Raw genomic sequence first — 26,789 nt, forward strand, 5'->3', positions numbered from 1 at the left:
CAGCTTTAAAAATTAACAGAAACAAATGCAAAAACAGAAGGAAAGGGCAGAAAACAAGCTGGGTATTGTGTCAACTCTGTGAATACTTGTTTTACAGAGACAAATGCCCGGTGTTAGAATGGGGATAAAGAAAGAAAACCGCGGAATACTTTCAAAGAGTCTATCAAACGGAAAGGGTGTAGACAGAAGAATTATGACTGAACTTGACGCAAATAAAAAAGCGGAAGAGCTTCTGAAAGGTGCGTACGATTTACATGTACATTCATCGCCCTCTGTTTTTCCGAGAGAATTGGATGGATTCCAGTTGATCCGGGAGGCAGACGCGGCAGGAATGGCGGGAGTGATGCTGAAAAGTCATTATGAATCAACGGCTTTACGGGCAGAACTGATCAACCGCTACAGCGGCTGTAAGGCGAAAGCGTATGGCGGGCTCTGCCTCAACTGCCCGGCGGGCGGCTTGAATGTATACGCGGTGAAAAATGCATTGCGGGCGGGGGCAAAAATTGTATGGATGCCGACCCGGGATGCGAAAAACAGCCTAGTATTCGGAAACATGGAGGGAGATTTCTTCGACCGCAGGGGTATTACCATTCTGGAACAGGATGGAACATTAAAAGAATGCGTCTACGACATCATGGATGCTATCAAGGAAAAAGACGCATTTCTGGCAACAGGACATATCAGCCCGGAGGAATCCCTGATTTTATGCAGGGAAGGACGGAAACGGGGGGTCAATATGATTTTGACACATCCAGAGTTTCCAAGGACGAGGATAGGAAGAGACGATCAGGCGGAACTGGCGAAGCTGGGGGTTGTGATTGAGAAGAACTGGTTTAATCTGGCACAGAAAAGTGTGATGCCGGAAGAGATGGCAGAGACGATTCGGACCGTTGGAAGTGGACACGTATATCTGGCAACGGACCGAGGGCAGAAAGGGGCGCCGACACCCGTTTCGGAATTGAAACGGTTTATCGCCGTGATGCTGACCTGTGGGATTGCGGAAGCACAGATACGGGACATGGTCCAGAAGGTACCGGAAGAAGTGGTATGCAGATAAATTTATATAAATGCACATTTTTTAGAAGGAGGATTTTACATTATGAGGAAAGACAGAGTATTGGCAGGGGCATTAGCAGCAGTGACAGCGCTCAGCATGACAGCGTGCGGCGGCGGACAGGCAGGTGGTACCACACAGGCAGCGGCGGCAGGAACACAGGCGGCAGCCGAGAACACCGCTAACCCGAATGCCGAGACAACACTCAGCATCGGTTATACGACCGCAGCAAACGCGGATGATCCGTATCACTTTACTGCAACCAAGTTCAAAGAGATCGTGGAAGAGAAATCCGAGGGTAGAATTGCAGTCAACCTGTATGCGAGCAGTCAGCTTGGTTCCGAGCCGGAGATGTGGGAAGGCATGCAGACCGGAACATGCGACATGGCAGTCATGACGAATGCATATGTTTCTTCTTATGTACCGGCAAACGGCGCACTGGATCTTCCGTTCATTTTTAGCGATCTGGCACAGGCACGTGAGATCGTAGACGGCGATTTCGGTCAGTCCCTGATCGACAATATGGACGGAACAGGCGTTACATGTCTTGCATTTTCTGAGGGCGGATTCCGTCAGTTGTGTACAAAGGACAAAGAAATCAAAGCACCGTCCGATTTGAATGGACTGAAGATCCGCTGCATGGAGACAAAGATTTATCTGTCTGCTTACAAGGCGCTGGGTGTAAATGCAACCCCGATGGCATGGGGCGAGCTTTTAACCGCTCTGCAGCAGGGTACCGTAGATGGCTGTGACGCACCGTTAAGTGTATTATATACCAACGGTTTCCCGGATATCTGCAAATACATTGATAATGTAAACCTGTTCTATTCTCCACTTCCGGTATGTATTTCTACCAGCGTATATGAGTCCTTATCTGAGGAAGATCAGGCGATTTTAAAAGAAGCAGCACAGGAAGCAGCCAAAGAAACACGTGAAAATAACGATGCAACCGCTGAAAAGATGGAGTCGGATCTGACGTCTCAGGGCATGACGATTGTATCCTCTGAGGATGTAGATACAGAGGCATTCCAGAGTGCCGTACAGCCGTGCTATGACGAGATGGAATCCTACATCGGTTCTGAGTGGGTGGATCAGATTAAATCCCTGACCGGCACGGAGAGGTGATTGCAGAAAGAGGGTTTGACAGCATGAAAAAATTACAGCAGGTTTCAGACATAATTAATAAGTGCGTCAGTTACATAGGAATGGTGATTTTTATTATCCTGATTGTTGCCTGTGTGGCACAGGTGTTTTTCCGCTTCATTCTGAATAATTCATTGTCCTGGAGCGAAGAACTTGCCCGGTACTGCTTTATCTGGATGCATATGCTGGGGGCTTCCTTGTTGATTGAGGGAAGCGGACATGCTACAGTAACAGCAATCCTGGATCTGATGCATGGAACACTTCGAAAAATTGTCGATATTATCATTGAATTAGTTATCTTTTTTGATGGAACCGTAATGCTGTACGCAGGCTTAAAGCTTGCGTACAGCTCCAGAACCAACTTGAGCACCGCGCTTTCTGTCCCGATGTGGTGTATCAATTCCTCCGTGGCAGTCGGCGGAATCCTTTTGATGTTCCAGGCATTTGTAGCGATTGCGATGATCGTATCAGCGACAGAGAGAAAGGAGGATAAACCGGTATTATGACACTTGTATTAGTAGTATTATTCGGTCTGATGCTTTTGGGTATTCCGGTTGCATTTGCAATCCTTTCTGCCGGAATGGCATATCTGGCGACAACGGGAGGGAGCATGCTGGTAGTCGCACAGCGGCTGATTTACGGTCTTAACTCCTTCACACTGCTTGCAGTCCCACTGTTTATCTTGGTAGGAAACCTGATGGATTTCGGTGGTATTTCCAAACGTCTGACCGATTGGGCGAAGAGTATTTTAGGCTGGCTTCCGGGCGGACTTGGAATTGTAACCGTATTCAGTTGTGCGATCTTTGCAGCGCTGACGGGCTCTGGTCCGGCGACGGTAGCAGCGATTGGTTCAATTATGCTTCCTTCCATGCTGAAGGCAGGTTATTCCAGAGAAACGAGCGCGGGGTTAGTTGCATCGGCAGGTGCATTGGGACCAATCATTCCTCCGAGTATTCCCATGATTATTTATGGAGTTACAATGAATCTTTCAATTCCGGCAATGTTTATGGCAGGGGTTGTCCCGGGACTTGTTATCGCACTGGCGTTATCGTTAGTCAATGTCGTATTCGCATACAGGAATCCGGAGGTTCTGAAACATGCGAAGACGATGAAGTTTGATTTTAAAGAATCCATGAAATTGTTCTGGAAAGCGCTGGGCGCTCTGGGACTTCCGGTTCTGATTCTAGGCGGTATTTATGGCGGTATCTTTACACCAACCGAATCCGCAGCGGTCGGCATTGTTTATGCGCTGATTCTGGGTTTTGCATTGAAAGAACTGAAAGTAAAAGATTTACCGAAGATCCTGATCAATTCCCTGAAAACATCGACAATGGTCAATTTCATCATCGCGGCGGCGTCCCTGTTCTCCTGGGTTGTATCGAAATCCCAGATCGGAATCGTGATTTCCAATGCATTTATCAGCTTCGTAGGTGGCAGCCAGGCACTTTATCTCTTCGTACTAGTTGTAGTGCTCTTAATTGTAGGCTGTCTGATGGATAACGTAGCGGCAACTCTGATTCTGGCACCAATTTTAATTCCGGTTGGAATTGCACTCGGATGTAATGAACTCCACATCGGTATGCTGTTCTGTATTTGCCTGGTAGTTGGATTCGTAACACCTCCGTTTGGATATAATCTGTTTACGGCGGTTTCGATTTCAGGCTTGAATTTCAAACAGATTGTAAAGGGAGCGCTTCCGTTCCTTTTGACGGAAATATTGCTTCTGTTTGTATTTGCATATGTACCGGGAATCATCACATGGCTTCCGAGACTAATGGGGTACGGATACTAAGTATTAGAAAAATACGTAAGAAAAAGGGGCTATGAAAAGACAGCAGAAGAGACTTGAAAGGTCAATGCGCTGTTTTTTTACGGCTCCTTTTGGTTAGAATAAGAAAATAGATAGAACTGAGAACTGGCGGAGGAAACAATGAAAATAGGATTCGAAGTTTTTTTGGTGGTAGCCAGAGAAATGAGTATTACAAAAGCTGCAAATGAGCTTCATATTACACAGCAGTGCGCCAGCGATCATATAAAGAGGCTGGAAAAAGAGTATAATGTCGTGTTGTTTGAGCGGCGTCCCAAATTCCGTCTGACGCAGGCTGGCGAGATCATGCTTCATAACCTGTTAAATATCCAGATTATGGAGACGAGTATGAGCCGGAGTCTGGCGGGGATAGCGGAGGGGACGGTGGGCGGTTTTACCTTGGGAATCAGTACATCCCGCGCGCCGATCATACTGCCCCGTGTGCTGCCGCGATATTACCAGTGTTACCCGAAGGTAAATATATCCTTTACGGAGGAGGACACACAGATCCTGGAGGAACGCCTGTTGAACGGACAGGTAGATTTATTTATCGGGGTCAATACGTCACCGCATCCGGATTATAAAATCCAGACCCTGACGACGGATGAGATCATCCTGGTTATCTCCGCCAAGCTTTTGAGGCGGGAATTTAGCAAGCAGGAGATCCGGCAGATGGAGGATGGGATTGATCTGAAACGGTTTTCCAACATTCCGTTTACGCAGAGTTTCAAGACCGGAAAAGTCAACCATGCGATTCAGGAATATCTGGACAGTTATAATGTAAAGCTTAATGTCATCTATAACATCAGTGATAGTGAGACGCAGATTCTGCTCTGCGCGTCCGGCATCTGTGCGGCGCTGTGCCCGAAAATGCTGCTGGCAGCTGCTTACCGTCACAATCAGACCTGTAAGCCAGAGGATGAACTCTATATGTTCCCGATCCGGAACCTGGGACGGGAGTTAAAGATTGAGCTGGTCAGCCACCGGAATGCGATGCATCCGATGTATATACAGGACTTTGTCCATATCTTACAGGAGGAGTTGCCGCGGATTGCAGATTCGATGAGTCTGGAAGAATTGAGAAAGAGTATACAGTAAAAAAGCCTTGAATCGGAAATGCTTTTGAGTCAAAAGTGTCTCAGATTCAGGGCTTTTTTTCAGTTCACGGGAGGTTCGCTCTTAGATTCCACATCCCGGAATTACGAAAATATTATGTAAAAGGAACGAAAAATGTCGGAAAATGTACAAAATTGGGACAAATTCTATTAAAAATTTGTTCACTATTTTCGTGAAGTATGTTATAATAAAAACAGGTTTAAAATACACATTATATGTGAGCATCGAGGGGTGATATCGTGATTAAAAAGGAAATGATAGCTATGCTGTTGGCAGGCGGACAGGGCAGTCGTCTGGGTGTCTTAACTCAAAAAGTAGCAAAACCTGCGGTTTCTTTCGGAGGAAAGTATCGAATCATCGATTTTCCGTTAAGTAACTGTATCAATTCGGGAGTGGACACGGTAGGCGTTCTGACCCAGTATCAGCCGCTGCGGCTGAATGCACATATTGGAATCGGTATTCCGTGGGATCTGGACCGCAACGTAGGTGGTGTGACGGTACTTCCGCCGTATGAGCGGAGCAAAGGAAGCGATTGGTACACCGGTACGGCGAACGCGATTTACCAGAACCTGGAATACATGGAAACGTACAATCCAGAGTATGTGCTGATTTTGTCCGGCGACCACATCTACAAGATGGACTACGAGGTAATGCTGGAATACCACAAAGCAAACAATGCGGATGTGACGATCGCGGCGATGCAGGTTCCGATGGAGGAGGCAAGCCGTTTCGGTATCGTTATAACCGATGACAACAACCGCATTACGGAGTTTGAGGAGAAACCGGCGAATCCGCGCAGCAATTTAGCTTCCATGGGTATTTACATATTCAGCTGGAAGGTGCTCAAAGAAGCGCTCATCAAGCTCTCGGACGAGCCTGGATGTGATTTTGGAAAGCACATTATCCCGTATTGCCATGCAGCTGGAAAACGTATCTTCGCATACGAGTACAACGGCTACTGGAAAGATGTCGGAACCCTTGGCTCCTACTGGGAGGCAAACATGGAACTGATCGACATCATTCCGGAGTTCAACCTGTATGAAGAATACTGGAAGATTTACACGAAGAGCGATATTATTCCCCCACAATTTATATCGGAGCAGTCCAAGATAGAGCGCAGTATCATCGGCGAGGGCACCGAGGTATACGGCGAAGTCATTAACTCGGTCATCGGAGCAGGCGTTACGATCGGAGAAGGTGCGGTGATCCGTGATTCGATCATCATGAAGGGCACGACGATCGGCGCTGGCACGGTTGTGGATAAGGCGATCGTGGCGGAGGACGTTACCATCGGTGAGAATGCCGAGGTCGGCGTCGGAGAATATGCCGAGAGCAAGTACGACAAGAAGGTATATCAGTTCGATCTGGTAACGATCGGAGAGCGCTCCGTGATACCGGATGGAGTGAAGATAGGACGGAACACAGCGATTTCCGGTGTGACGACGGCAGACGATTATCACGGCGGCGAGCTGGAGAGCGGCGATTATATCATAAAGGCAGGTGGAATACAATGAGAGCGATCGGGATTGTTTTAGCTGGCGGCAACAGCAAGAGAATGAGAGAATTATCCAATAAGAGAGCCATCGCAGCGATGCCTATCGCAGGCAGCTACCGCAGTGTCGATTTTGCTCTGAGCAATATGAGCAATTCCCACATCCAGAGTGTGGCGGTACTGACGCAGTACAACTCCCGTTCCCTGAATGAGCACTTGAGTTCTTCCAAGTGGTGGGATTTCGGACGTAAGCAGGGCGGCATGTATGTATTCACACCGACGATCACGGCAGAGAGCAGCGACTGGTACCGCGGTACCGCAGATGCTCTGTATCAGAACCTCGATTTCTTAAAGAAAAGTCATGAGCCGTATGTGGTCATTGCAGGCGGCGACTGTGTCTATAAATTGGATTACGGCAAGGTACTGGAGTATCATATTGAAAAGAAAGCGGATATTACCGTAGTATGCAAGGAGATGCCTCCGGAGGAGGACGTTACCCGCTTCGGTCTGGTGAAGTTAAATGATGACGGACGTATCACAGATTTTGAGGAAAAACCGATGCTGGCGACCTCCAGCATGATCTCCTGCGGTATCTATGTAATCCGCCGCCGTCAGCTCATCGAACTTCTGGAGCGCTGTGCAGCAGAGGATCGGTATGATTTTGTTACTGATATTTTAGTCAGATATAAGAACCTCAAACGCATTTACGCGTATAAGTTAGGAACTTACTGGAGCAACATCGCTTCGGTTGATTCGTACTACAAGACGAACATGGATTTCCTAAAACCGGATGTACGCCACTATTTCTTCAAGGAATACCCGGAGATCTACTCCAAGGTAGATGATCTTCCGCCGGCAAAATACAATCCGGGTGCAAATGTCAAGAACAGCCTGGTATCCAGCGGCTGTATCTTAAATGGTACGGTGGAGAACTCGGTTCTGTTTAAGAAGGTATATGTAGGCAATAACTGTATCATCCGGAATTCTGTTATTTTAAATGATGTTTACATCGGGGACAATACAGTGATTGAGAATTGTATTGTAGAGAGCCGTGATACGATCCGCGCCAACACGACGCACATCGGTACGCCGGAAGATGTAAAGATTGTCATTGAGAAGAACGAGCGGTTTACATTATAGGGTACATCAAAGAACAGACGGAAGGGGTAAATGGGTATGCAGATTACAGACGTAAGAGTGCGGCGGATAGAGAAGGAAGGTAAGATGAAAGCCATCGTATCCATCACACTTGACAATGAATTTGTGGTTCATGATATCAAGGTTATTGAGGGAGAGAAAGGACTTTTTATTGCTATGCCGAGCCGTAAGGCTGCGGATGGAGAATACCGGGATATTGCCCACCCGATTAATTCGGAAACCAGAGACATGATTCAAAATGTCATTCTTGCCAAATATGAGGCGACAGCTCTGGAACTGGCAGAGCTGGAGAAAGCAGAGTAAAAAGCAGGAAAAGAAAGTAAAAAGAGAGAAAATATGAAAAAATGTCCCCGGACGCTGGACAAAGTGCCCGGGGACATTTATTATGTAGATATAGTGTGCTCAAAAACGGGCAGAATTTGCCCGAATGTGTACAGATAATCCATAAGGGGGTAATTATGAGCGGTACGATTTTTTCTTTAATACCGCCTATCGTAGCCATTGCGCTTGCATTGATTACGAAAGAGGTGTACCTGTCTCTGCTGATAGGTATTATGTCGGGCGCGTTTTTATTTACGGGTCCAAATCCGCTTCATGCGGTGGAAACAATGATCGCGATCATGGGCGAGAAGATCGGGGGCAATGTCAACATTCTGCTTTTCCTGGCATTTCTCGGCATCGTGGTAGCACTGATCACAAAGTCTGGTGCGTCGAAGGCTTATGGTGAGTGGGCGTCCCACGCGATCCGCACGAAGAAGGGCGCGCTGTTTGCAACCATGTTCCTCGGTATGCTGATTTTCGTGGATGACTATTTTAACTGCCTGACTGTCGGCACGGTTATGCGTCCGGTGACGGACAAGCACAAGATCACACGTGCGAAGTTAGCCTACATCATCGATGCGACGGCGGCGCCGATCTGTATCATCGCGCCGATCTCAAGCTGGGCGGCAGCGGTCGGTTCTTCGCTTCCGGAGGACAGCGGGGTGGACGGCTTCAGTCTGTTCCTTCACACGATTCCGTTTAATCTGTATGCGCTTCTCACGATCTGCTTCATGCTCTTTTTGGTAGCAGGCGATTTTGATTTCGCGGCGATGAAACGCTATGAAGAACAGGTGAAAAAGACCGGAAAAGAGACGACGGTCGAGGCGGAGGCGATGGAGATCTCCGGCAACGGAAAGGTTATCGATCTGATTCTTCCGATCCTGGTTCTGATCGCGTTCTGCGTCAGCGGTATGCTGTATACAGGCGGCATCCTGGACGGCGTTGGTCTGGTCGAGGCGTTCGCTAACTGTGATTCGGCACTGAGCCTGGTGCTTGGCTCCTTCTTCACACTGGTGTTTATCTTTGTATTCTACATGATCCGCCGTGTCATCCGGTTCAATGAGTTCTGTGAATCCTTCACGATCGGCGTCAAGGCGATGATCCCGGCGATCATGATTCTGTGCCTTGCCTGGACTCTGTCTGGTATCTGCAGTGCGGATTACTTAAACATCGGCGGCTATGTCAAAGAGGTAGTGGGCGGCAATGCGCTGGTCGGCTCCCTGATGCCGGCCCTGATGTTCGTCATCGCGGCGGGGCTGGCGTTCTCGACCGGTACGTCCTGGGGTACCTTCGGTATTCTGCTTCCGATTGCATTTGCGGTGGTTGGCGCTGAAAATATGAACAGCCTTACGATCGTGACGGCTTCGATTCTGGCAGGTGCGGTCTGCGGCGACCATGTTTCCCCGATCTCGGATACGACCATCCTTGCGTCGGCTGGCGCCCAGTGCCACCACATCAACCACGTATCGACCCAGATCCCGTATGTGCTGTGCGTAGCAGCGTGCTGTTTCCTCGGTTATCTGGCAGCCGGAATTACCGCCAATGGCTGGGTGGGAACCGGCGTGGGATTCGCAGCGCTGATTGTGGTTCTGGTTATTCTGGATCGAAAGAATAAAGGGACGAAAGAGGCGTAAAAGCATCGGCAGTAAACGAAAATTGGTTCGTTTACTGCCGATTTCTTTCGTTTCATCGGAGGAAGCGGTCGTATCTTCCGCTGGGGCATCGGTAGCAGCTGCGGTTGTTTCTGCCGGAGCAGAAGGTTGTCCGCACCCTCTTTATGAAATAGCGGTGGCATGGAAACTTTGGAAAAACGCATTCCCCACCAGCGATAAACTTCGTTCCTTCCGTTTGACCAGACAGATACTTGAGTGGATCTGCGGCTGGGTGATGATCCGGCGGATCAGGGCGGGATCGGAATTTAAACAGAGGGCAGATTCAGGCGCGAGCGCGATGCCCAGCCCTTCGGACGCCCATAAAAGGGCGGTTCTGGCATCGTCGGCAATGCAGACGATGTTCGGTTCCAGTGCCTGTTCCTCAAAATATCCCAGAATCAGCGGCTGCCAGCGGCGGTAAAGAATGAGCGGCGCGCGGGTGAGGGCGGAGAGGGGAAGAGATGTGGGCGTATGGCTTTTTTGTGGTTCGGAAGCGTCGGATGCAGGCATAGGGTGGGAACTTTGAATCACAGAACCAGTGTCGGATGGAGGAATATCGGTCAGAAGGGCATTCGGGCATTCCTGGTAATGGCTCCAGATCATTTCGCGCCCGATCGCCAGAAATGCCTCCGGCGGTAGTGTCTGCATCTCCAGCCCGGCTTTGGCAAATGGCGTCCGGATCACGGCGAGGTCGATCTGGTTGGAGTGAAGCAGATCGAGCAGGTGGTAGGAATTGGACTCATGGAGTTCAAACAGGGCTTTGGGATAGGATCGCCGGAATGGGGCAAGATAATGCCGGGTCACAAATTCGACGGCGGAGGAGATGATGCCAAGGCGCACAACGCCCTGAATCTCCTGTTTCTGTGCAGTCAGCTCCGTGCGGGCAGCCTGGCTCAGATCGAGGATCGCAAGCGCCCGGTCGTAGAACGTCTTTCCAGCAGGTGTCAGTCGGATGCGGCGGGAACCGCGCTCAAACAGCGTCACACCCAGTTCTGCCTCCAGAAGCTTCATCTGGTGGCTGAGCGGTGGTTGTGAGATATTCAGTTTTTTGGCTGCCTGGGAAATATTTCCCTCGTTGACGATGGTGGTGAAGTAGGATAACTGGCGAAGTTCCATAAATGCTCCTTCCTGTTCGGATTCGTTGTAAAACTGTGTATACGGCAGATATATTATATAACAAAATCCGATAGAATAACAGGCTAACTATATTTTTTTGATATATATTCTATATCCGAATGGTATTTTTCAGGCTCCTTGAATTCTGGTATGATACATAAGCAGATATATACTGGAAATTCCAGAGAAATAAAAGTGTAGGGATAATACGGAAGGGAGTGGGCAGAAATGAAAGAACTGCTGGATATGTTTCTGACGTTTGCCAGAATCGGAGGATTTACCTTCGGCGGCGGATATGCGATGCTGCCGATGCTGCAGAAAGAGGTAGTCAATGGACGCCATTGGGCGACGGATGAAGAATTGATGGATTACTACGCGATTGGTCAGTGTACACCGGGTATCATCGCGGTCAACACGGCGACGTTTGTCGGTTATAAAAATCGGGGGATTCCGGGGGCAATTGCGGCGACGCTGGGAGTCATTGCGCCGTCGCTTATCATCATTATGATTATCGCGGCATTTATCTCGAACTTTATTGAACTTAGCTTTGTGAGCAGTGCCTTTGCAGGCATCCGCGCCTGCGTCTGTGTGCTGATCGGCAGTGCGGTTGTCAAGCTGGCGAAGAAATCGCTGGTTGATAAAGGTGCGATCGCGATTGCGGCGGTTGTGTTTGTACTGTCACTGTTTACATCGGTTTCTCCGGCGCTTCTTGTTGTCGTGGCGGGTGTGATCGGGATTGTACTGAAGGGCGGAAAGGGGGAGAAGAAATGATGCTGATACTTGAATTATGCTTCCGTTTCTTCTGCTGCGGACTGTTTGCGATTGGCGGTGGACTGGCGACTCTGCCATTCCTTTACAATATTTCCAAGGAGACAGGATGGTATACCTTTAGTGATATTTCCAACATGATTGCTGTCTCCGAGTCCACGCCGGGACCAATGGGCGTCAACATGGCGACCTACGTCGGCTTCCATATCAAGGGGATTCTCGGCGGCCTGGCGGCACCGCTTTCGCTGGTGCTTCCGTCCGTGATTATCATCATAATCATCTCGAAGATTCTCGATAGGTTTAAAACATCCGCGATCGTACAGAATGCCCTCTATGGACTTCGCGCGGCATCCACCGCCCTGATTGCGGCAGCCGGTATCGGCGTGGCAAAGATAGCGTTCCTCCATGTCGGCGAGGATGGCAGCCTGGTGCTTTCCAAGCTGTTTTCCATCATCAACTGGAAGGCGATCGTACTGGCACTTGCGATCTGGTACGGCTTAGTCAAATGGAAAAAGCACCCGATCCTCTACATCGTGGTAGCGGCTGTGACTGGAATCGTGTTCCAGTTCCACTAGGGAAGATAGAAGAAAATAGAACCATTTCCAGAAGAGGTAGTTCGGTATCGGCATATTCTTTTGGGGTGGTTCTTTTTTGTCATAGGAAGCTTCGTCCTATGACAAAACGCTTTGCGGGATGCGTACTCATGCGAAGAAGAAACATGCCGCAAGCGGCCGCGCGAGAAGCCCGGATGTGTCAAGACACATGATTTGTTCATGGGACTTTCTTCATTTTACAGGAAATTGCGTCCTATAAAACAAAAAATACAAGAAAACGCGATCGTAAAGCGCAATAATAGTTAGAAACAGAACAAATAAAACAGAAATACACAACAATTACAAAAATATAATCAGATAAATAAAGAAAAATATGGAAAATAATTAGAAATAATGCTTGACAAAATGAAAATTATCTAGTAGAATAAAACCATCAAAAGAAACAGAGATAACCCCAACAAACGGTTACCATAGTTTCTAGGACGAAATAAGGAACAAGGAGGACGGTCCAATGGGATAGTTAGTTACTAAAAAACATGATCATGGTTTTAAAAACCGAATTTATCCAATTAAATAAAAAGATAAAAATCGGTATCGATGGAATCCATCATCATACAATCTCTAAAAGAGTTTACATAGATACATGTAATCAAAGGAGGAGATTCATATGAAAGGAAGAGGTCCATAGCACATTTAAAACAAAATATAAAAGAAAGAGAGGTTATATAGTGAAACTTCGGGATATTTCATAAAAGAGCTGTCTGATGACGAGAAAGTCGGACAGCTCTTTTTTTGTGCAATAGGAAATTCCTTGGAATTCCCCATTACACAAAAAGGCACATTCTTTGTTTTGTTTACAGAAAATCGAAGCAAGCGCGGCAGAAAGGTTGACGAATGAAGTCAAAAAGGATATTCTGGAAAATGAAAATGATGTACATTATAAAATGAAGGGAATTGTTGGAGGTATCTATCTAAAATGAATGAAAACGACATGGTCATTAAAGACGCCAGAACACTGGGTCTGCCGAAGATGCTGCTTTTAGGTTTGCAGCATATGTTTGCGATGTTCGGCGCGACGATCCTGGTGCCGATTCTGGTCAATACCTATTTTGAGGGAGAGGGACTTTCGATTCAGGTAACGCTGATGTGTGCGGGTCTGGGAACACTGTTTTTCCATGCCTGCTCTAAGTTAAAAGTCCCGGCGTTCCTCGGTTCCTCGTTCGCATTCCTCGGTGGATTTGCGACGGTGGCAAACTTGGACAGCGGTATTTTTGCAGATATGACGATGGGCGAGAAATTGCCATATGCCTGCGGCGGTATCGTGGTAGCGGGTGCGCTGTACCTGATTCTGGCGCTGATCATCAAGCTGGCAGGCGTGGAGCGCGTCATGCACTATCTGCCGCCGGTTGTGACAGGTCCGATCATTATCTGTATCGGACTTTCACTGGCGCCGTCCGCGATCGCCAACGCATCGACAAACTGGCTGATTGCGTTGATCGCGCTGGGAACCATCATAGTTTTTAATATCTGGGGCAAGGGAATGTTCAAGATCATTCCGATTCTGATGGGCGTTGTGATCTCCTATGCAGCGGCAGCAGTCTTCCAGATGATGGGAATGACAAACCCGGACGGAAGTGCGATCCTGAATTTCTCAGAGGTAGCGACGGCTTCCTGGGTCGGACTTCCTCCGTTCCAGCTGTGCAAATTTGACCCGACGGCGGTCATGGTAATGGCGCCGATCGCGCTTGCGACGATGATGGAACATATCGGCGATATGTCGGCGATCTCCGCGACGGTCGGAGAAAATTTCCTTGCGGATCCGGGACTGCACCGGACGCTGGTCGGCGATGGTATCGCAACATCTCTGTCGGCACTCGTTGGCGGTCCTGCCAATACGACTTACGGTGAAAATACGGGCGTTCTGGAATTAAGTCGTGTTCATGACCCGCGTGTCATCCGGATTGCAGCTGTCTTTGCTGTGATTCTGAGCTTTATTCCGAAGATGGCAGAGGTCATCGGTTCGATGCCGTCTGCAATCATCGGCGGCGTTAGTTTCATGCTATACGGTATGATCTCCGCGATCGGTGTCCGCAACGTGGTCGAAAACCAGGTGGATTTAACCAAATCCCGGAACCTGGTAATCGCTGCGGTAATTCTGGTCTGCGGGCTGGGATTCTCCGACGGTCTGACCTTTGAGGCGGCAGGAACCTCGGTTACCCTGACAGGTCTTGCGATCGCAGCGATTGCGGGCGTTCTGCTCAATGTGATTCTTCCGGGTAATGATTACCAGTTCGGCAAGAATTTACAGGGCGACATCAACCGCGGTGTGGCGATCAATCCGAATCCGAAGAAACGGCAGGAATAAAAAACGCAAAAATTTTCAGTTCTAAAATTGGGACGAACCATTTCAGATGTATAATCCGCCTGCATTTCCACATACTACCCATAAGACACACGATATGGCAAACGTGGTATGCAGGAGGAAGAATCATGAAAGCTACAGGAATTGTGAGAAGAATCGATGATCTGGGTCGCGTTGTCATCCCGAAAGAGATACGCCGGACGCTGCGCCTTCGGGAAGGGACGCCGCTTGAGATATTCACGGACCGCGAGGGCGAGATTATATTGAAAAAATATTCACCGATGGTAGAGCTGGCGGCATTTGCCGTGCAGTACGCGGAGGCGATGGCGCAGTCCACGGGGCTGATGGTCTGCATCGCGGACCGGGATCAGATCATCGCGGTATCCGGGGGACCAAAGAAGGAATATTACCAGAAGACGATCAGCCGGGCGCTGGAGCTGGCAGTTTCCGAACGTCAGAATATCTGTGCGGCGCGGGGAGAAAAAGCATTTATCCCGATTACCTCGGATGAGGTGGAGGAGAGCAGCGCCGAGGTGATTGTGCCGATTTTGAGCGAGGGCGATGCGATCGGGGCGGTGATTCTCCTCAGCCGGGAGGCAAAGCAGGCGCTTGGAGGGGCGGAGATGAAGCTGGCAGCGACGGCAGCCGGATTTCTGGGACGTCAGATGGAAGGATAAAAAAAGATAAATGAGATAAATCTGCCTGGAAACAGGCGGTGAGAGAAAAAAGAAGACGGGATCGATGGAAAACGTAAAGAGAGATAAAACTCCTGGGCGGTTGTCCATCGATCTTGTTTTTGATAGTCCTGTATTTGATAAAAACTGGTATTTGATATAACAGATATATCGAAAAACAGACGAAAGCGCAGGAGAGTTCACAGATACTCAATGATTTTTCACAGAAAAAGCACAGCAAGGCGCATGACAAACGCATGAGTAAATAAATTGTGAACACGCCCCTTTTTTGTTAAAATTAAGAAAGAGAGGTTATATAGTGAAACTTCGAGAGATTTCATAAAAGAGCTGTCTGATGACGAGAAAGTCGGACAGCTCTTCTTATGTTTAGCTTTTTATATGTACAGTGGAAAGGGTTCCGCTGTTATTTTTTTGCTTTGACACGGTCTCCGCGCTCTGGAAGCAGAAAGATACAGATTAAAGAACTGATAAACAGCATGCTTGGATAGAACAGAAGCGGCATGACCTCAAAGGCAGACAGTTCATAGCCCAGCTCATGAACCGCCGATAATGCTACCAGCATCTGAGCACCGTAAGGCAGGATTCCCTGGGAGATACAGGAAAAGGTATCCAGAAGGGAGGCTGTCTTTCTGGCACTGATGCCATAATCTTCAGAAATTTCCTTTGCAATAGGATTAGCCATAACGATAGCCACTGTGTTATTGGCAGTTGCGATATCCAGCAGGGTAACTAAAAGGCCGACACCAAACTGACCGCCGCGTTTTCCGCGGAAGATGCGATGAATAACGTTAAGAAGAACATCGAAGCCACCGTTTTCACGGATCAGTGCGCACATAGCTGCAACTAAGATGGCAACCATACTGGTCTCAAACATGCCGGAAGTGCCGGACCCCATGTTGGTAAGCATTTCCCAGGGAGTAGTCTGGCCGGAGCCCAGCATAATGATGGCACCGGATACGATTCCGACTAACAGAACGACAAATACCTGAATACCGGCAATGCCGCCTGCTAATACCAGAAGATAGGGGATCAGCTGAATCAGGTTGTATGGTTTTATGATGGCAGCTCCCGGATCCTGATGGAAGGAAACGACCAGGATAAGTGCCAGGGAAGCGATGGCAGCCGGAAGTGCGATGCCGAAGTTCTCACGGAATTTATCCTTCATAGCACATCCCTGACCGTTGCAGGCTGCGATGGTTGTATCGGAGATGAAAGAGAGATTATCTCCAAACATGGCACCGCCGATGACAGATGCGACGCAAAGGGCCAGAGAGAAACCAGAGGTCTCAGATACGGCAGTGGCAATCGGAACAATCAGGGTGATGGTTCCAACGGAGGTTCCCATGGAAGTAGAGACAAAGCACGCTACCACAAAGAGAACAGCAACGGAAAAACGGGCCGGGATAAGAGACAGCATCAGATAAGCAACGCTTTCAGCGCTGCTTCGTCCTACGACACCGACAAAGGTTCCGGCTGTCAGGAAGATGAGAAGCATGGTGATGATGTTCTTATCTCCGATGCCTTGCCCCATCAGCTCCAGTTTCCGGTCAAAGGAAAGAGAACGGTTCTGGAAACAGGCCGTCAGGATCGCAAGCATAAATGCGACAACAATCGGAATGTTGTAAAAGCCCATCGGGATCTTCATGATATATTCTGACCAGATTCCTAGCCCCAGATAAAAGATCAGAAATACAGCGATAGGCAGAAGGGAAGATAGTTTTTGCTTTTTCATAATAATTTTCAGCCTTTCTATATGTTTGCCGTAATAGGCCGGATATACATTATTTGATCTTACCATAAGAATGGGATTCAGGCAAGTAAAGAAGACAGTGTAACTGTAACGAAAAGGTTGACGAAAGCCTGTAAAAACAATATTCTGAAAGACGGAGAAAAGCATGCAAAAACGATAGAAAACATGATCGGAAAAGAGAAGTATGCTGAATAAGATGGAGGTATATCGGAAATGATATAAAAGCACAAGGGATTTCACAGATACTACACGGGTTTTCACCAAAAAATCACAGTGTGAAGTGCTTGCGTGTGCTTCAAACTATGATTTTGGCGATGCTTCGCATTTAAAATCGGAAAAATCTGCTGCCTAAACGGCATCGTACGGAATTTTCAGTTTAGAAAATTCCTATTTGCGAGTCGTAACGATTGTCGGTTCGGAATGTGAGGAAAAGTGCAAAAAACCTTGACAAAGCAAGGAGAAATGTATATAAATGTAAAGTAAGATTTGCGGGCATGTACGAAGAAAACTAAGAGGATTCATGTGCAAAGATATAAGCTAGGAGGAATATACGATGAACAAGACAGAATTAATCGCAGTTGTAGCTGAGAAAGCAGAGCTTTCCAAGAAAGACGCAGAGAAGGCAATCAAGGCTTTCACAGATGCAGTATCCGAGGAACTGGTTAAGGGCGGAAAGATTCAGCTGGTTGGCTTTGGTACTTTTGAGGTAGCTGAGAGAGCAGCTAGAGAGGGAAGAAACCCGAAGACCGGCGAGACCATGCCGATCGCAGCTTCCAAGACTCCGAAGTTCAAAGCTGGTAAAGCATTAAAGGATATGGTAAACGCATAATTATCTCAGACATATATGTGTGACAGACAGCCCTTCGTGATGATACATCATGGAGGGCTTTTGATATTATGGGGATTGAGGGAAATCCGCTATGATGAAAATGCCCTGCAAGGGTTATGGAAAGGGAAGATATGAGATTAGACAAGTATTTGAAGGTGTCCCGCATCATCAAGAGAAGAACCGTAGCCAATGAAGCGTGTGACAGCGGACGAGTGATGCTGAATGATAAAGTGGCAAGAGCCAGCGCGGAGGTCAAGGTTGGGGATGTGATTGAAATTGCTTTCGGCAATAAATCGGTGAAGGTCCGCGTTACAAGCGTACAGGAGACCATCCGCAAGGAAGATGCCAAAGAAATGTTTGAATACCTGTAAAAATCCAAGAGACGTCAGTAAAAGGCGCGGAGGACGAAATGCCAAGAAATATAGAGCGGGATGAAAAAGAGGCGATGCGCCGGAAAGAACAGCTGATGGAAGCTGGATTCAGGCTGTTTTCGCAATATGGGATCGAGAATGTCAGCTTACAAAGAGTGGCGGACGCTGCGGAAGTGGGCGTTGCGACCCTATATAACTATTATCAGACGAAGGTCAAGCTTGTGATAGCGATCAGCGGAAAAATCTGGGGCGATCTCTGGAAGGAGATTCTGGAAGAAAAGGGACCGGAGATATTTGAATCATTCACGGCGTATCAGTACATTGAGTTTTATACGGACCAGATTATCCGGATTTACCGGGAACGCCCGGAAATACTCCGGTTCAGTAATAACTATAAAAACTTTATCTCCCGGGAGAAAGTCAAGGGGGAAGCGCTGGCTGAACATCTGGATGTTTTGAAGCCGGCAGGAGCGCTGTATCATAAGTTCTATGAGCAGGCGAGGAGCGATAAAAGCATCCGGACCGATATCCCGGAGCAGCAGTTATTTACAAGTGTTGCGATTGCGATGCTGGCGGTGGCTGAGCGCTATGCACAGGGAATTGTGTGGGCGGACGATCACAAGGAAGACCACACGCAGGAACTGGAATTTTTAAAAGGAATGCTCCTGACATGGTGCAGAACCCCGGAGAACCTGGGAAAACAATGATATAAAGAAGGGAAATAAAAAAAGAAGTCAAGAGAATGAGGTGCCCCCTCAAAGTTAGACTTTTACGAGGCGACTTCGGTCGTCTCGTTTTTCTTTATGCGCTTAAAAGAACAGATTCTGTCTTGAATTTGTGAGAGTTGATTATTATAATATAAATATAGTGACGACTCATTTGTGTATACACACTTTATGACGGATAATCAACATTTCGAGAATGAGAGGAAAAAGCGTATGAGAAGGAGAAAAAGAAGAATCCTGGCAGCAGGAATGGTGGTAGTGATAACGTGCAGTTCATATGGCTCTGTGCCTAGAGTTTATGCGAACACGAATTTTTATCAGATCCGGGAGATCGAGAGTTTATCGGAACAGGTTCTGTATCAGAAAGTTCCCTATGGCACCCGGTATCAGGATCTGGAGATGCCGGACAGCATAGACGTTTTTGTCAGCGGGGGGGGCAAACCGAAGATGTGCCTGACGCAGGGAGCGATGAGAATGTAGCAGCGTTTGCCAACCGCACAAATGATGATGCCGTGCTGGAAAAAACGGACAGTGAAGAGAATGGAGAAAAAGAAGATACCGAAGGAAAAGATACCGAAGGAAAAGATGCCGGAGAGAATAGCAAAGACAAAAGCGAAGGTGGAGAGGGCTTAGAGAAAGCGGAATCCGGTTCAGGTGAACAGGGAGATTCTGGGAAAGATGGAAATTCGGCGGAAAATGGGGACTCTCAGGATGAAAATGCAAATCCGGGGAACGGTGAATCCGATGAGAAAGACGATTCCGGTAAGACAGATTCCGGTTCTTCGGGTGGAAATGCAGATTTGAATGAAGATGCCGATTCTTCGAATGGAAAAACGGATGAATCGAAGGAAGATGTCAAGACGGATGAGAAAACCGAGGAAGAGATTGACGAAAAGGAAGGTTTCTGGCGAAAAGTAAGGGTGCGCTGGGTTCTGGATGAAGAAGAGAGCCAGGCATCCCGTTATGATGGGGAAAATCCGGGCATCTACCTGTTCCGTGCAGAGCTGAAAAGCAGCAATTATGAGGTAGATGAGGACGAACTTCCGGTGATCCAGATCACGGTCCTGGAAGAAGAGCAGGTGAAAACAACGCTGGAATTTGTACCGTTGGAAGAATCGATCACCGATCAGATTCTCCCGCTTGGAAGCAAAGAATCCGATATCCAGTTCCCGGAGACTCTTACCGTGCGTGAGACGATGGGAGAAGAAACCACCGAGCGGACTTTGTCGGGTATCACGTGGAAACTGGATGCAGAAAACAGCGACTATTCTGAATTTCGGGGCGGACTGGCACCGGAGGACTATTTTGACCGCTTCGATGAGGACGGTGAACCAGAAGAAACCGAAGAAAAGACATGGGAGGGCTACGATAAAGCCAATGAAGAATACAATGGGGCGATCTATACCTATATTCCGGTGATTCCGGAAAGCGAAGAGATACCGGAAGACACAGCTTTGCCGGAGATCCATGTGCAGGTGGGAGACGCGGGGATTGCGTTGTATAGTGGTAGGATAGAAGGGCAGGGAACGGAAGAAAATCCGTGGCAGGTAAAAGATGAAGAAGATTGGGAAACCATTACAACAAGTCGTTTATATTGTAATTCTGGTAATTTGCTGGGATGTATCCGATTAGAGGGAAAAATTGATTTTAGTCAAATTGAAGAGGCGATCCGGAAGAAATCGCTTAAATTAAATGGCAATATATTTGATGGGAATGGATATCCGATAGAGAATCTCACAAAACCATTATTCAGTGTCGCAAATGGGACAGTGAAAAATTTAGTTTTACCAGATGTAGAGATTGATGGAAATGGAAATCAAGGAGCGATTGCTCAGACGGTAGGAGATAAAGCAACAATTGAGAAATGTTATGTTAGTGGCAGTATCACGGCGACAGGAAATGATAATATTGGAGCTGGTGGGCTAATAGGAGCTGTTCAAACGACCAACGGAGCTCCCCTGACGATAGAAAATTGTGTTGTTAATGCAGATATCACAGGCAAAAAAGATTCTCTGGCAGGAGGTTTGATCGGTTCTGTTAGTGGGAGTAACGTGGTAACGATCAAAAAATGTATTGCAATGGGAACTGTCTCAAATGGAAATGGTAAAGGTGCAGGTGGATTGGTTGGTGGACAAGGTCAAACGGTCACAATTAAGAATAGCGCAGCATTACAAGAAGAGGTTTCCACAAAAAAATCGAATTACTGTGTAGATAGAGTTTTTGGCTATTTCAGTGATTATAATGTTCATGTAGCTGGTGGACAAAATTTTGCCTATCAGGGTATGAGGGTTAAATATGGGGAAATCCTTCTTGATAAAGAAAATGATAAAAATATACTGTGGCCAAAGTCGCATCGTGGCGAGCGTGTTTCCAAAACAGAACTTTTAACAACCGATTTCTGGAAAAACAAGATTGGCTGGGGAAGTGATACGGAAAACTGGGAATTTGTCGATAAACAGCTTCCAACGCTAAAGATGAAGAGAGGTAATGACGAAGTAGAGATATTCTCTGGCACAGACATACCGGATTATCTTCAGGCGACCAATTCGTTAAGTGGAAGTGTAAAGTCTGGAGAAAACGGAATCGCGGACGCGAAGATTACTTTTAAGAAGGGCAGCAGCGAGAAAAAGGTGGCAACAGATTCAGCTGGAAATTTTAGCATTGAGCTTGCAGATGGAATGTATACGGTAACGATCAAAAAGACCGGATATCTGACGTGGACAGATAGTGTTACAATTTCAGATGTGGATTCAAGAGCCCTTGATTTCACCTTGGAAGCCAACCCGGTTTCCATGCTTTCGGGACAAACGGTGACAGGAACTTTCCAGACAACCGATGCGGAAAGTGCCACAGCAGAAGGAGAAATTGAGCTTATGTATACCGGAAATGAAAATTTACAGGCGGAGGATTTTAAACTTTCATCCGAGGAAGATGGAACGGCATATGACAGAGTGAGACTTCTTGAAGTGACTACCGGAAATGGAACTGGCAGTATCAAGCTCCAATTCGCTAAATCGTTGGATCTTGGCAACAAAAATGAAAAACAGCTTTATGTCCATTATAAGGGAAGCTTGATTGGCTCAATCACGCTGAAAAAAAAGATAAACCTTGTTCAGCTTGCAGCGCCTGTGGATGTTAAATGGGATGAGACAGTAAAAGGAAAAGCGGTCTGGAGTCTGGTTGCGAATGCGTCGGGTTATAAAGTACAGCTCTATAAGAATAGCTCAAAACAAGGCAGTGAGGTGGTGCTTGGGACAGGCGCAGCCAGCTACGATTTTACCTCCCAGATTGCGGAGAGCGGAACCTATACGTTTAAAGTTTGGGCAACCGGTAATTCCGTCTATGGGGATAGTGAAAAAGCGACAAGTGAAGAATATGTATTTTCCGAGCAGACCTTAGTGGATGTCAAAAAAGCGGCACAGGAAGCGCTGCAGGCGAAGACAGTGACAAATGAGACGACAGCGGATGAAATTTTGCAGGTTGTACGGAACGTTATCACAAATAAAGAAATTCAGGCAACATGGTCGAAACCGTCTGATTTCCAGAAAAAGCAGGCAACAGACGGAACAGAACCGGGAGTAAACGGAAGTATCACAGGAACGATTTGTTTGAGTTATAAATCCAGGAATGATACGGTAGAAAGAATCGAGGTGGATCTTTCGATTGCAGCGAAGTATAAAATTACCTTTACGTCTGGACGCAAGGATTTCCAGGGAAATGCACCGACACTGGAAAATGCCGCAGCCGGATCTGTAATTACACTTCCAGATAATAAATTTAAGGTATATGGCATGAATTTCGAAGGCTGGAATGACGGAACCACTACATATGCCAGCGGTGTAAGCTATACCATGCCGGGAAAAAATGTGACATTTAAGGCGGTATGGAATCTGGATAAGTGGGATGGAGTTACAGCCACAAAACCAGAATGGCAGGATGGTTATTATCTTATTAGCACAGGTGCAGAGCTTGCGTATTTCCGCGATACATTTCTTTCGAATTGGAAAGCCAAATTGATGTGTGATATTGACTTGGATAATCATGATTTTATGTCAATTAATAATGCCGGAGCTGAATTTGACGGATGCGGACATACAATTCGAGGCTTACATGCGGTCAGCAGTGGTGCATATACGGGATTATTTAAAAAAACTTCCACAAATTGTACGATCAAGAATCTGACGATAGAAGATGCAGTAATTGAGAATACTTCCACTAGCTCAGACTGTGAAGCGGGTATTTTGATGGGATATGCAGGTGATTCCATAACCGTAGAAAACTGTTATGTTAGTGGAGAGATAGTGGGTAAAAATGCCGTAAGATATGCGGGTGGATTGATTGGGGATGTACATAGCTCTGGAAGTGTATCCATTCGTTCCTGCTATGCGAATCCTCAGATTATAGGGATCACAAGCAACGGTTTTGCAGGCGGTTTGGTCGGTTGGACCGGTGGAACTACAACCATTGAAAACAGCTATGCAGTCGTGGATATGGACGTTGATAGGGGATATGATATTGGCGGACTGGTAGGATGCGGAAGTGACAGCAAAGTAACGATCTCCCACAGCTACGCGGCAGGCGAAGCGCTGACAAAAAGTTCTACTGGAGCAGCTGTGGCGGGCATTTCCAACAACGGTTCGATTTCCTCCTGTGTCAGCATTTTCCCGGAGATGCGATCGCTCAACCGGATTGGCGGAAAAACGGGAACCTACCAGGGTAACTACGGCTTTGCCGGAACAGTTGCGAGAAAATCAGATGGAACGATTTTGACCCCGGATCCAGATATGATCGGGGCAGACAAGCCATATGGAGCGGACGCAAGTGCAGCACAGCTGGAAAGCAAGACATTTTATGAAGAATTGGGCTGGAATTTCGACTCCGTCTGGACGATGGGGACAAGTAATGGCTATGCGTTCCCGGTTCTGAAAAATCAGACGTTACTTCCGAGCTTACATTTGGATTTGACCCCGTCGGTTCAGAGTGTTAAGCTGGATAAAGAGAGAACGACGATTTATCCGAAAGGAAGCGTACAGCTGACAGCGACAGTTAATGCGGTAAATGGTGCATCCAGGGCAGTAACGTGGACAAGCAGTAATCCGCAAGAGGTCGCTGTAAAGGATGGACTGGTAGTGGCTTCTGAGGATGCAGAAGGAATCTATACGATTACAGCTGCCAGTGAGGATAATCCGGCGGTGTGCGATAATTGCGAGGTTACAGTTGATACGGAAATGCACAAGGTTGAGGTGGAACGAAACAGTGGAAACTCTCCGGACGCAGAAGCAACCGCATATGGCTCTCTTGAAGATGCAGTCAGCGGAGCCAATCCGATTGAAATACAGGGAGATCCAAAGGGAACCTTTACATTCTCATGGAAAGCTGGAAATGAGATTTATCTTGCATTTAAAAACCTGGCGCAGAGCGATAAGGTAAGCACGGTGTTATTTACAGATGAAAATGGTACGGGGGTAAATGCGAAACTGTGTCATCTAAATCCAACCGTATATTGTTTCACAATGCCGTGTTCAGATACTTCGGTAAAAGTTGCCTATGCGGAAAACCTGAATGCATACCAGTACACCTGGTTTGTAGGACAGGAATGGAGCTCTACGGGAAAAGATACGGTAACCTATAAGACTACGGAGTGGCGTGCAAATCATATTGGCTCTTTAAAAGTAACCGACATTATCAACGGAAAGAAATTTAAAGGGTTTAATATAAAATCAATGTCACGGTATCAGCAGGGAGTAATTGAACCGCACCAGGTAGAGAGCAGCTCGGCTCTAAACGCAAATGGTGATTATTGTATTAAAGATGATGAAACCGGTCTTCCAACTCTTTATATATACTTAGATGGTCCGGGCATGGTAGCTGTGGATATCGAGGTTGAGGACGATGAAAATGCGGAGTATACGCTTACGCAGAAATCGGGAAATAAGTCCTATTATACCTTGAACATGAATACAGCAGAAGCTGGGGAGACAATAACAGCGACGCTGACCCAGGCAGGTGTGGATCAGATGAAGAAGACGCCGAACCAGAACGCGATCTTTACCTATAGCGGTGGTTTGCATATTCTTTTATTCGCACCGAAATTTACCGAGTCAGATGGGGTGTGGACGGCTTCATTTGAGATGCCGAAGACAGATATTGAGACGGATGTGATTTTTGGAGAAAAACAGAAGGTTGTGCTGAGCGGTGATGATCGGGAGACTGATTATGATGGTACGTCGAAGTCTGTCAATGAATGGATTCGGGCAGAAGCAGGCGGCACAAATATTTCAGAGGTACTTCAGGATGAATATGAAGTGCAGTATGAAGGTGTGGGAGAGACTATCTATTCAAGCACAACACCGCCGACGAATGCGGGAACGTATTCTTGCATAGTCAAGATTCCGGAGAGTAACGTGAGCTACACCGCCGATCCGGTTGCGGTGCGCCTGACAATCAAAAAATCAACGCCGAAGACACCGAAAGCGCCGTTGGCTGCTGCGCGGAACGAAGACAGTGTTACACTGGAAGCGCCGTCTGTATTTGCGGATGAGACAACGATTCCGGCAGGCTATCATCTGGAGTATAGTGTCGAACAGGGAGAATGGCAGGATTCGCCGCTATTTGACGGATTGACACCGGGAACGCCATATCATTTCTATGTGAGAATCAAGGCAGATGAAAATACAGAGGCATCTGCAGCGAGCGAGGCGGTTACGATTCGGACGAAGACGGCGGTAGCGTCAGAGGCGAGTGTCAGCTATGATTATAAGGCGGAAACGATCCAGTTTGCAGAGACGGCATATGAGATGAATACCGATCCTGCGTTTGGGGCATCGACGTCTCTTTCAGCGGGCGGCAGCATTACGGCGTGGATTGGAAAGACAGTTTACATCCGTGTGAAAGCGACAGCAGAGGATCCGGCGGGACCGGTGGTAGCGGTTACCGTTCCGGTACGCCCGCAGGCACCGGTATCTGCCGAAGCGGAGCAGATTACATCGGATTCCATTGCCCTGAAAGATGAGGGAAGTGCGTATGAATACCGCCTGGGCGAGCAGGGAAGCTGGCAGAGTGCGCCGTATTTTGGTGGACTGTCTGCAGATACAGAGTATCGGATTTACAGACGCCTGGCAGCGACGGACACGGCTTTCGCATCTGAGACGAGCGAGGTACTGGTTCTGCGGACGCTGGAGGCAGGTAAAACGGATCCGGTAAATCCGAATCCAGGCAATCCAGACTCGGTAAACCCGAATCCATCGACTCCAGGCAATCCGCAGGGAACGGCCACTTCCAGCCGCGACAGAAGTACCAGCACATGGGTAAAAGAGAGTGCCGGATGGCGCTACCGCCTGTCAAATGGCACGTATCTGTCCGGAAGCCTGGTTCTGGATCCGATGACTGGCAGACAGGTTGAACAGGTTGTGTGGAAACAGCTCCGGGGCGCATGGTGGGCGTTTGGAGCCGATGGATATATCCGGACGGGCTGGGTCTATGATTACAGCGCAGGCAAATGGTACTATGTGGACGAAAACACAGGCATGCGGACGGGCTGGTATCTGGATCCGCAGGACGGCAGATGGTATTATCTGGATCCGGCAACGGGAGAGATGCTGACGGAGTGGCAGCTGATTCCGGATTTGGGCTATGTATACTTAAATCCGTATGCACCGCAGCCGACCTGGGCGTATGATGAAGCATTAAAAACCTGGGTTTACATGGAGGGCGCAGGGCGTCCATACGGCTCCCTTTATATGGCTGAGTGGACACCGGACGGCTATTATGTAAATGCAGACGGTGTCTGGGAACCGGCCAGATAATCATTCATAAACCTGAAAACCTCCCAATATATTTAACAATAGGCAGCTATAGGCTATAAGTTAGATAAATT

Annotated in this window: 20 protein-coding genes; 18 read left to right on the forward strand and 2 right to left on the reverse strand. The window is 47.7% G+C overall.

The annotated features are described in order from the left end of the window. The first annotated feature begins 193 nt into the window (after positions 1-193). The 9 genes from DW739_RS12060 to DW739_RS12100 all read left to right on the forward strand — a co-directional run bounded on the left by DW739_RS12060 (position 194) and on the right by DW739_RS12100 (position 9,725). Positions 194-1,057 carry a DUF6282 family protein gene (locus DW739_RS12060; RefSeq protein ID WP_107001705.1) on the forward strand — a complete coding sequence of 288 codons (864 nt, stop codon included), beginning with the start codon at positions 194-196 and terminating at the stop codon, positions 1,055-1,057. Between the two features lie 42 nt (positions 1,058-1,099). Further along, positions 1,100-2,179 (forward strand): TRAP transporter substrate-binding protein, encoded by a 1,080-nt coding sequence (locus DW739_RS12065; RefSeq protein WP_118482237.1) that lies wholly within the window; start codon positions 1,100-1,102, stop codon positions 2,177-2,179. Positions 2,180-2,202: 23 nt separating this feature from the next. Next, positions 2,203-2,703 (forward strand): TRAP transporter small permease, encoded by a 501-nt coding sequence (locus DW739_RS12070; protein WP_118482238.1) that lies wholly within the window; start codon positions 2,203-2,205, stop codon positions 2,701-2,703. Continuing rightward, a complete protein-coding gene (locus DW739_RS12075; protein ID WP_207722853.1) occupies positions 2,700-3,989 on the forward strand; it encodes a TRAP transporter large permease in 1,290 nt (429 codons plus the stop codon). Before DW739_RS12070 ends, DW739_RS12075 begins: the two co-directional genes overlap by 4 nt. 138 nt (positions 3,990-4,127) lie before the next feature. Further along, complete coding sequence (locus DW739_RS12080) at positions 4,128-5,102, forward strand: LysR family transcriptional regulator (protein WP_118524749.1); 975 nt, start codon at positions 4,128-4,130, stop codon at positions 5,100-5,102. A gap of 257 nt (positions 5,103-5,359) precedes the next feature. Then, positions 5,360-6,634: a glucose-1-phosphate adenylyltransferase gene (locus DW739_RS12085; protein WP_118473001.1), complete on the forward strand. Its 1,275-nt coding sequence runs from the start codon at positions 5,360-5,362 to the stop codon at positions 6,632-6,634. Further along, on the forward strand, positions 6,631-7,752 hold the full coding sequence (gene glgD, locus DW739_RS12090) for a glucose-1-phosphate adenylyltransferase subunit GlgD (protein WP_022359575.1): 1,122 nt from the start codon (positions 6,631-6,633) through the stop codon (positions 7,750-7,752). The genes DW739_RS12085 and glgD overlap by 4 nt, the downstream gene beginning before the upstream one ends. Before the next feature lie 36 nt (positions 7,753-7,788). Further along, on the forward strand, positions 7,789-8,073 hold the full coding sequence (spoVG, locus tag DW739_RS12095; RefSeq protein WP_107001781.1) for a septation regulator SpoVG: 285 nt from the start codon (positions 7,789-7,791) through the stop codon (positions 8,071-8,073). Between the two features lie 155 nt (positions 8,074-8,228). Next, entirely contained in the window at positions 8,229-9,725 is a 1,497-nt protein-coding gene (locus tag DW739_RS12100; RefSeq protein WP_118466986.1) for a Na+/H+ antiporter NhaC family protein, read from the forward strand. A gap of 141 nt (positions 9,726-9,866) precedes the next feature. Here DW739_RS12100 and DW739_RS12105 read toward each other — a convergent pair whose 3' ends face one another. Next, positions 9,867-10,859 (reverse strand): LysR family transcriptional regulator, encoded by a 993-nt coding sequence (locus DW739_RS12105; RefSeq protein WP_107001698.1) that lies wholly within the window; start codon positions 10,857-10,859, stop codon positions 9,867-9,869. A gap of 228 nt (positions 10,860-11,087) precedes the next feature. On the opposite strand from DW739_RS12105, the gene DW739_RS12110 reads away from it, so the two are divergent. From DW739_RS12110 to spoVT, 4 genes are all read left to right on the forward strand, one after another. Next, positions 11,088-11,630, forward strand: a complete 543-nt coding sequence (locus DW739_RS12110) for a chromate transporter (RefSeq protein ID WP_118673249.1) — start codon at positions 11,088-11,090, stop codon at positions 11,628-11,630. After that, positions 11,627-12,202 (forward strand): chromate transporter, encoded by a 576-nt coding sequence (locus tag DW739_RS12115; RefSeq protein ID WP_347559615.1) that lies wholly within the window; start codon positions 11,627-11,629, stop codon positions 12,200-12,202. Before DW739_RS12110 ends, DW739_RS12115 begins: the two co-directional genes overlap by 4 nt. A 955-nt stretch (positions 12,203-13,157) precedes the next feature. Next, positions 13,158-14,546, forward strand: coding sequence for a uracil-xanthine permease family protein (locus DW739_RS12120; RefSeq protein WP_118523026.1), 1,389 nt, complete (start codon positions 13,158-13,160; stop codon positions 14,544-14,546). Positions 14,547-14,671: 125 nt separating this feature from the next. Beyond that, complete coding sequence (gene spoVT / locus DW739_RS12125) at positions 14,672-15,220, forward strand: stage V sporulation protein T (protein ID WP_107001695.1); 549 nt, start codon at positions 14,672-14,674, stop codon at positions 15,218-15,220. Positions 15,221-15,641: 421 nt separating this feature from the next. Here the strand turns inward: spoVT and DW739_RS12130 are convergent, their stop codons facing one another. Continuing rightward, positions 15,642-16,970, reverse strand: a complete 1,329-nt coding sequence (locus DW739_RS12130; RefSeq protein WP_117796660.1) for a Na+/H+ antiporter NhaC family protein — start codon at positions 16,968-16,970, stop codon at positions 15,642-15,644. A 571-nt stretch (positions 16,971-17,541) separates the two neighbouring features. Between DW739_RS12130 and DW739_RS12135 the strand changes: the two genes are divergently transcribed. From DW739_RS12135 to DW739_RS12155, 5 genes are all read left to right on the forward strand, one after another. Continuing rightward, positions 17,542-17,817, forward strand: coding sequence for an HU family DNA-binding protein (locus DW739_RS12135; RefSeq protein ID WP_022360642.1), 276 nt, complete (start codon positions 17,542-17,544; stop codon positions 17,815-17,817). A gap of 131 nt (positions 17,818-17,948) precedes the next feature. Continuing rightward, positions 17,949-18,188, forward strand: a complete 240-nt coding sequence (locus DW739_RS12140) for an RNA-binding S4 domain-containing protein (RefSeq protein ID WP_022360641.1) — start codon at positions 17,949-17,951, stop codon at positions 18,186-18,188. 38 nt (positions 18,189-18,226) lie between these two features. Further along, positions 18,227-18,895, forward strand: coding sequence for a TetR/AcrR family transcriptional regulator (locus DW739_RS12145; protein WP_117796661.1), 669 nt, complete (start codon positions 18,227-18,229; stop codon positions 18,893-18,895). A 231-nt stretch (positions 18,896-19,126) separates the two neighbouring features. Next, on the forward strand, positions 19,127-19,393 hold the full coding sequence (locus DW739_RS12150) for a hypothetical protein (RefSeq protein ID WP_118556377.1): 267 nt from the start codon (positions 19,127-19,129) through the stop codon (positions 19,391-19,393). After that, positions 19,363-26,718: a carboxypeptidase regulatory-like domain-containing protein gene (locus DW739_RS12155; RefSeq protein ID WP_118743122.1), complete on the forward strand. Its 7,356-nt coding sequence runs from the start codon at positions 19,363-19,365 to the stop codon at positions 26,716-26,718. Before DW739_RS12150 ends, DW739_RS12155 begins: the two co-directional genes overlap by 31 nt. Positions 26,719-26,789: the final 71 nt, after the last annotated feature.

Origin of the sequence: Clostridium sp. AM28-20LB, from assembly GCF_003480665.1 — a bacterium.
Lineage (GTDB): Bacteria > Bacillota > Clostridia > Lachnospirales > Lachnospiraceae > Otoolea > Otoolea fessa.

Bases quoted from the DNA above. Each gene is read 5' to 3' on its own strand.
- DW739_RS12060 (WP_107001705.1), top strand. From the start codon at position 194: ATGACTGAACTTGACGCAAATAAAAAAGCGGAAGAGCTTCTGAAAGGT.
- DW739_RS12065 (WP_118482237.1), top strand. From the start codon at position 1,100: ATGAGGAAAGACAGAGTATTGGCAGGGGCATTAGCAGCAGTGACAGCG.
- DW739_RS12070 (WP_118482238.1), top strand. From the start codon at position 2,203: ATGAAAAAATTACAGCAGGTTTCAGACATAATTAATAAGTGCGTCAGT.
- DW739_RS12075 (WP_207722853.1), top strand. From the start codon at position 2,700: ATGACACTTGTATTAGTAGTATTATTCGGTCTGATGCTTTTGGGTATT.
- DW739_RS12080 (WP_118524749.1), top strand. From the start codon at position 4,128: ATGAAAATAGGATTCGAAGTTTTTTTGGTGGTAGCCAGAGAAATGAGT.
- glgD (WP_022359575.1), top strand. From the start codon at position 6,631: ATGAGAGCGATCGGGATTGTTTTAGCTGGCGGCAACAGCAAGAGAATG.
- spoVG (WP_107001781.1), top strand. From the start codon at position 7,789: ATGCAGATTACAGACGTAAGAGTGCGGCGGATAGAGAAGGAAGGTAAG.
- DW739_RS12100 (WP_118466986.1), top strand. From the start codon at position 8,229: ATGAGCGGTACGATTTTTTCTTTAATACCGCCTATCGTAGCCATTGCG.
- DW739_RS12105 (WP_107001698.1), bottom strand. From the start codon at position 10,859: ATGGAACTTCGCCAGTTATCCTACTTCACCACCATCGTCAACGAGGGA.
- DW739_RS12110 (WP_118673249.1), top strand. From the start codon at position 11,088: ATGAAAGAACTGCTGGATATGTTTCTGACGTTTGCCAGAATCGGAGGA.
- DW739_RS12115 (WP_347559615.1), top strand. From the start codon at position 11,627: ATGATGCTGATACTTGAATTATGCTTCCGTTTCTTCTGCTGCGGACTG.
- DW739_RS12120 (WP_118523026.1), top strand. From the start codon at position 13,158: ATGAATGAAAACGACATGGTCATTAAAGACGCCAGAACACTGGGTCTG.
- spoVT (WP_107001695.1), top strand. From the start codon at position 14,672: ATGAAAGCTACAGGAATTGTGAGAAGAATCGATGATCTGGGTCGCGTT.
- DW739_RS12130 (WP_117796660.1), bottom strand. From the start codon at position 16,970: ATGAAAAAGCAAAAACTATCTTCCCTTCTGCCTATCGCTGTATTTCTG.
- DW739_RS12135 (WP_022360642.1), top strand. From the start codon at position 17,542: ATGAACAAGACAGAATTAATCGCAGTTGTAGCTGAGAAAGCAGAGCTT.
- DW739_RS12140 (WP_022360641.1), top strand. From the start codon at position 17,949: ATGAGATTAGACAAGTATTTGAAGGTGTCCCGCATCATCAAGAGAAGA.
- DW739_RS12145 (WP_117796661.1), top strand. From the start codon at position 18,227: ATGCCAAGAAATATAGAGCGGGATGAAAAAGAGGCGATGCGCCGGAAA.
- DW739_RS12150 (WP_118556377.1), top strand. From the start codon at position 19,127: ATGAGAAGGAGAAAAAGAAGAATCCTGGCAGCAGGAATGGTGGTAGTG.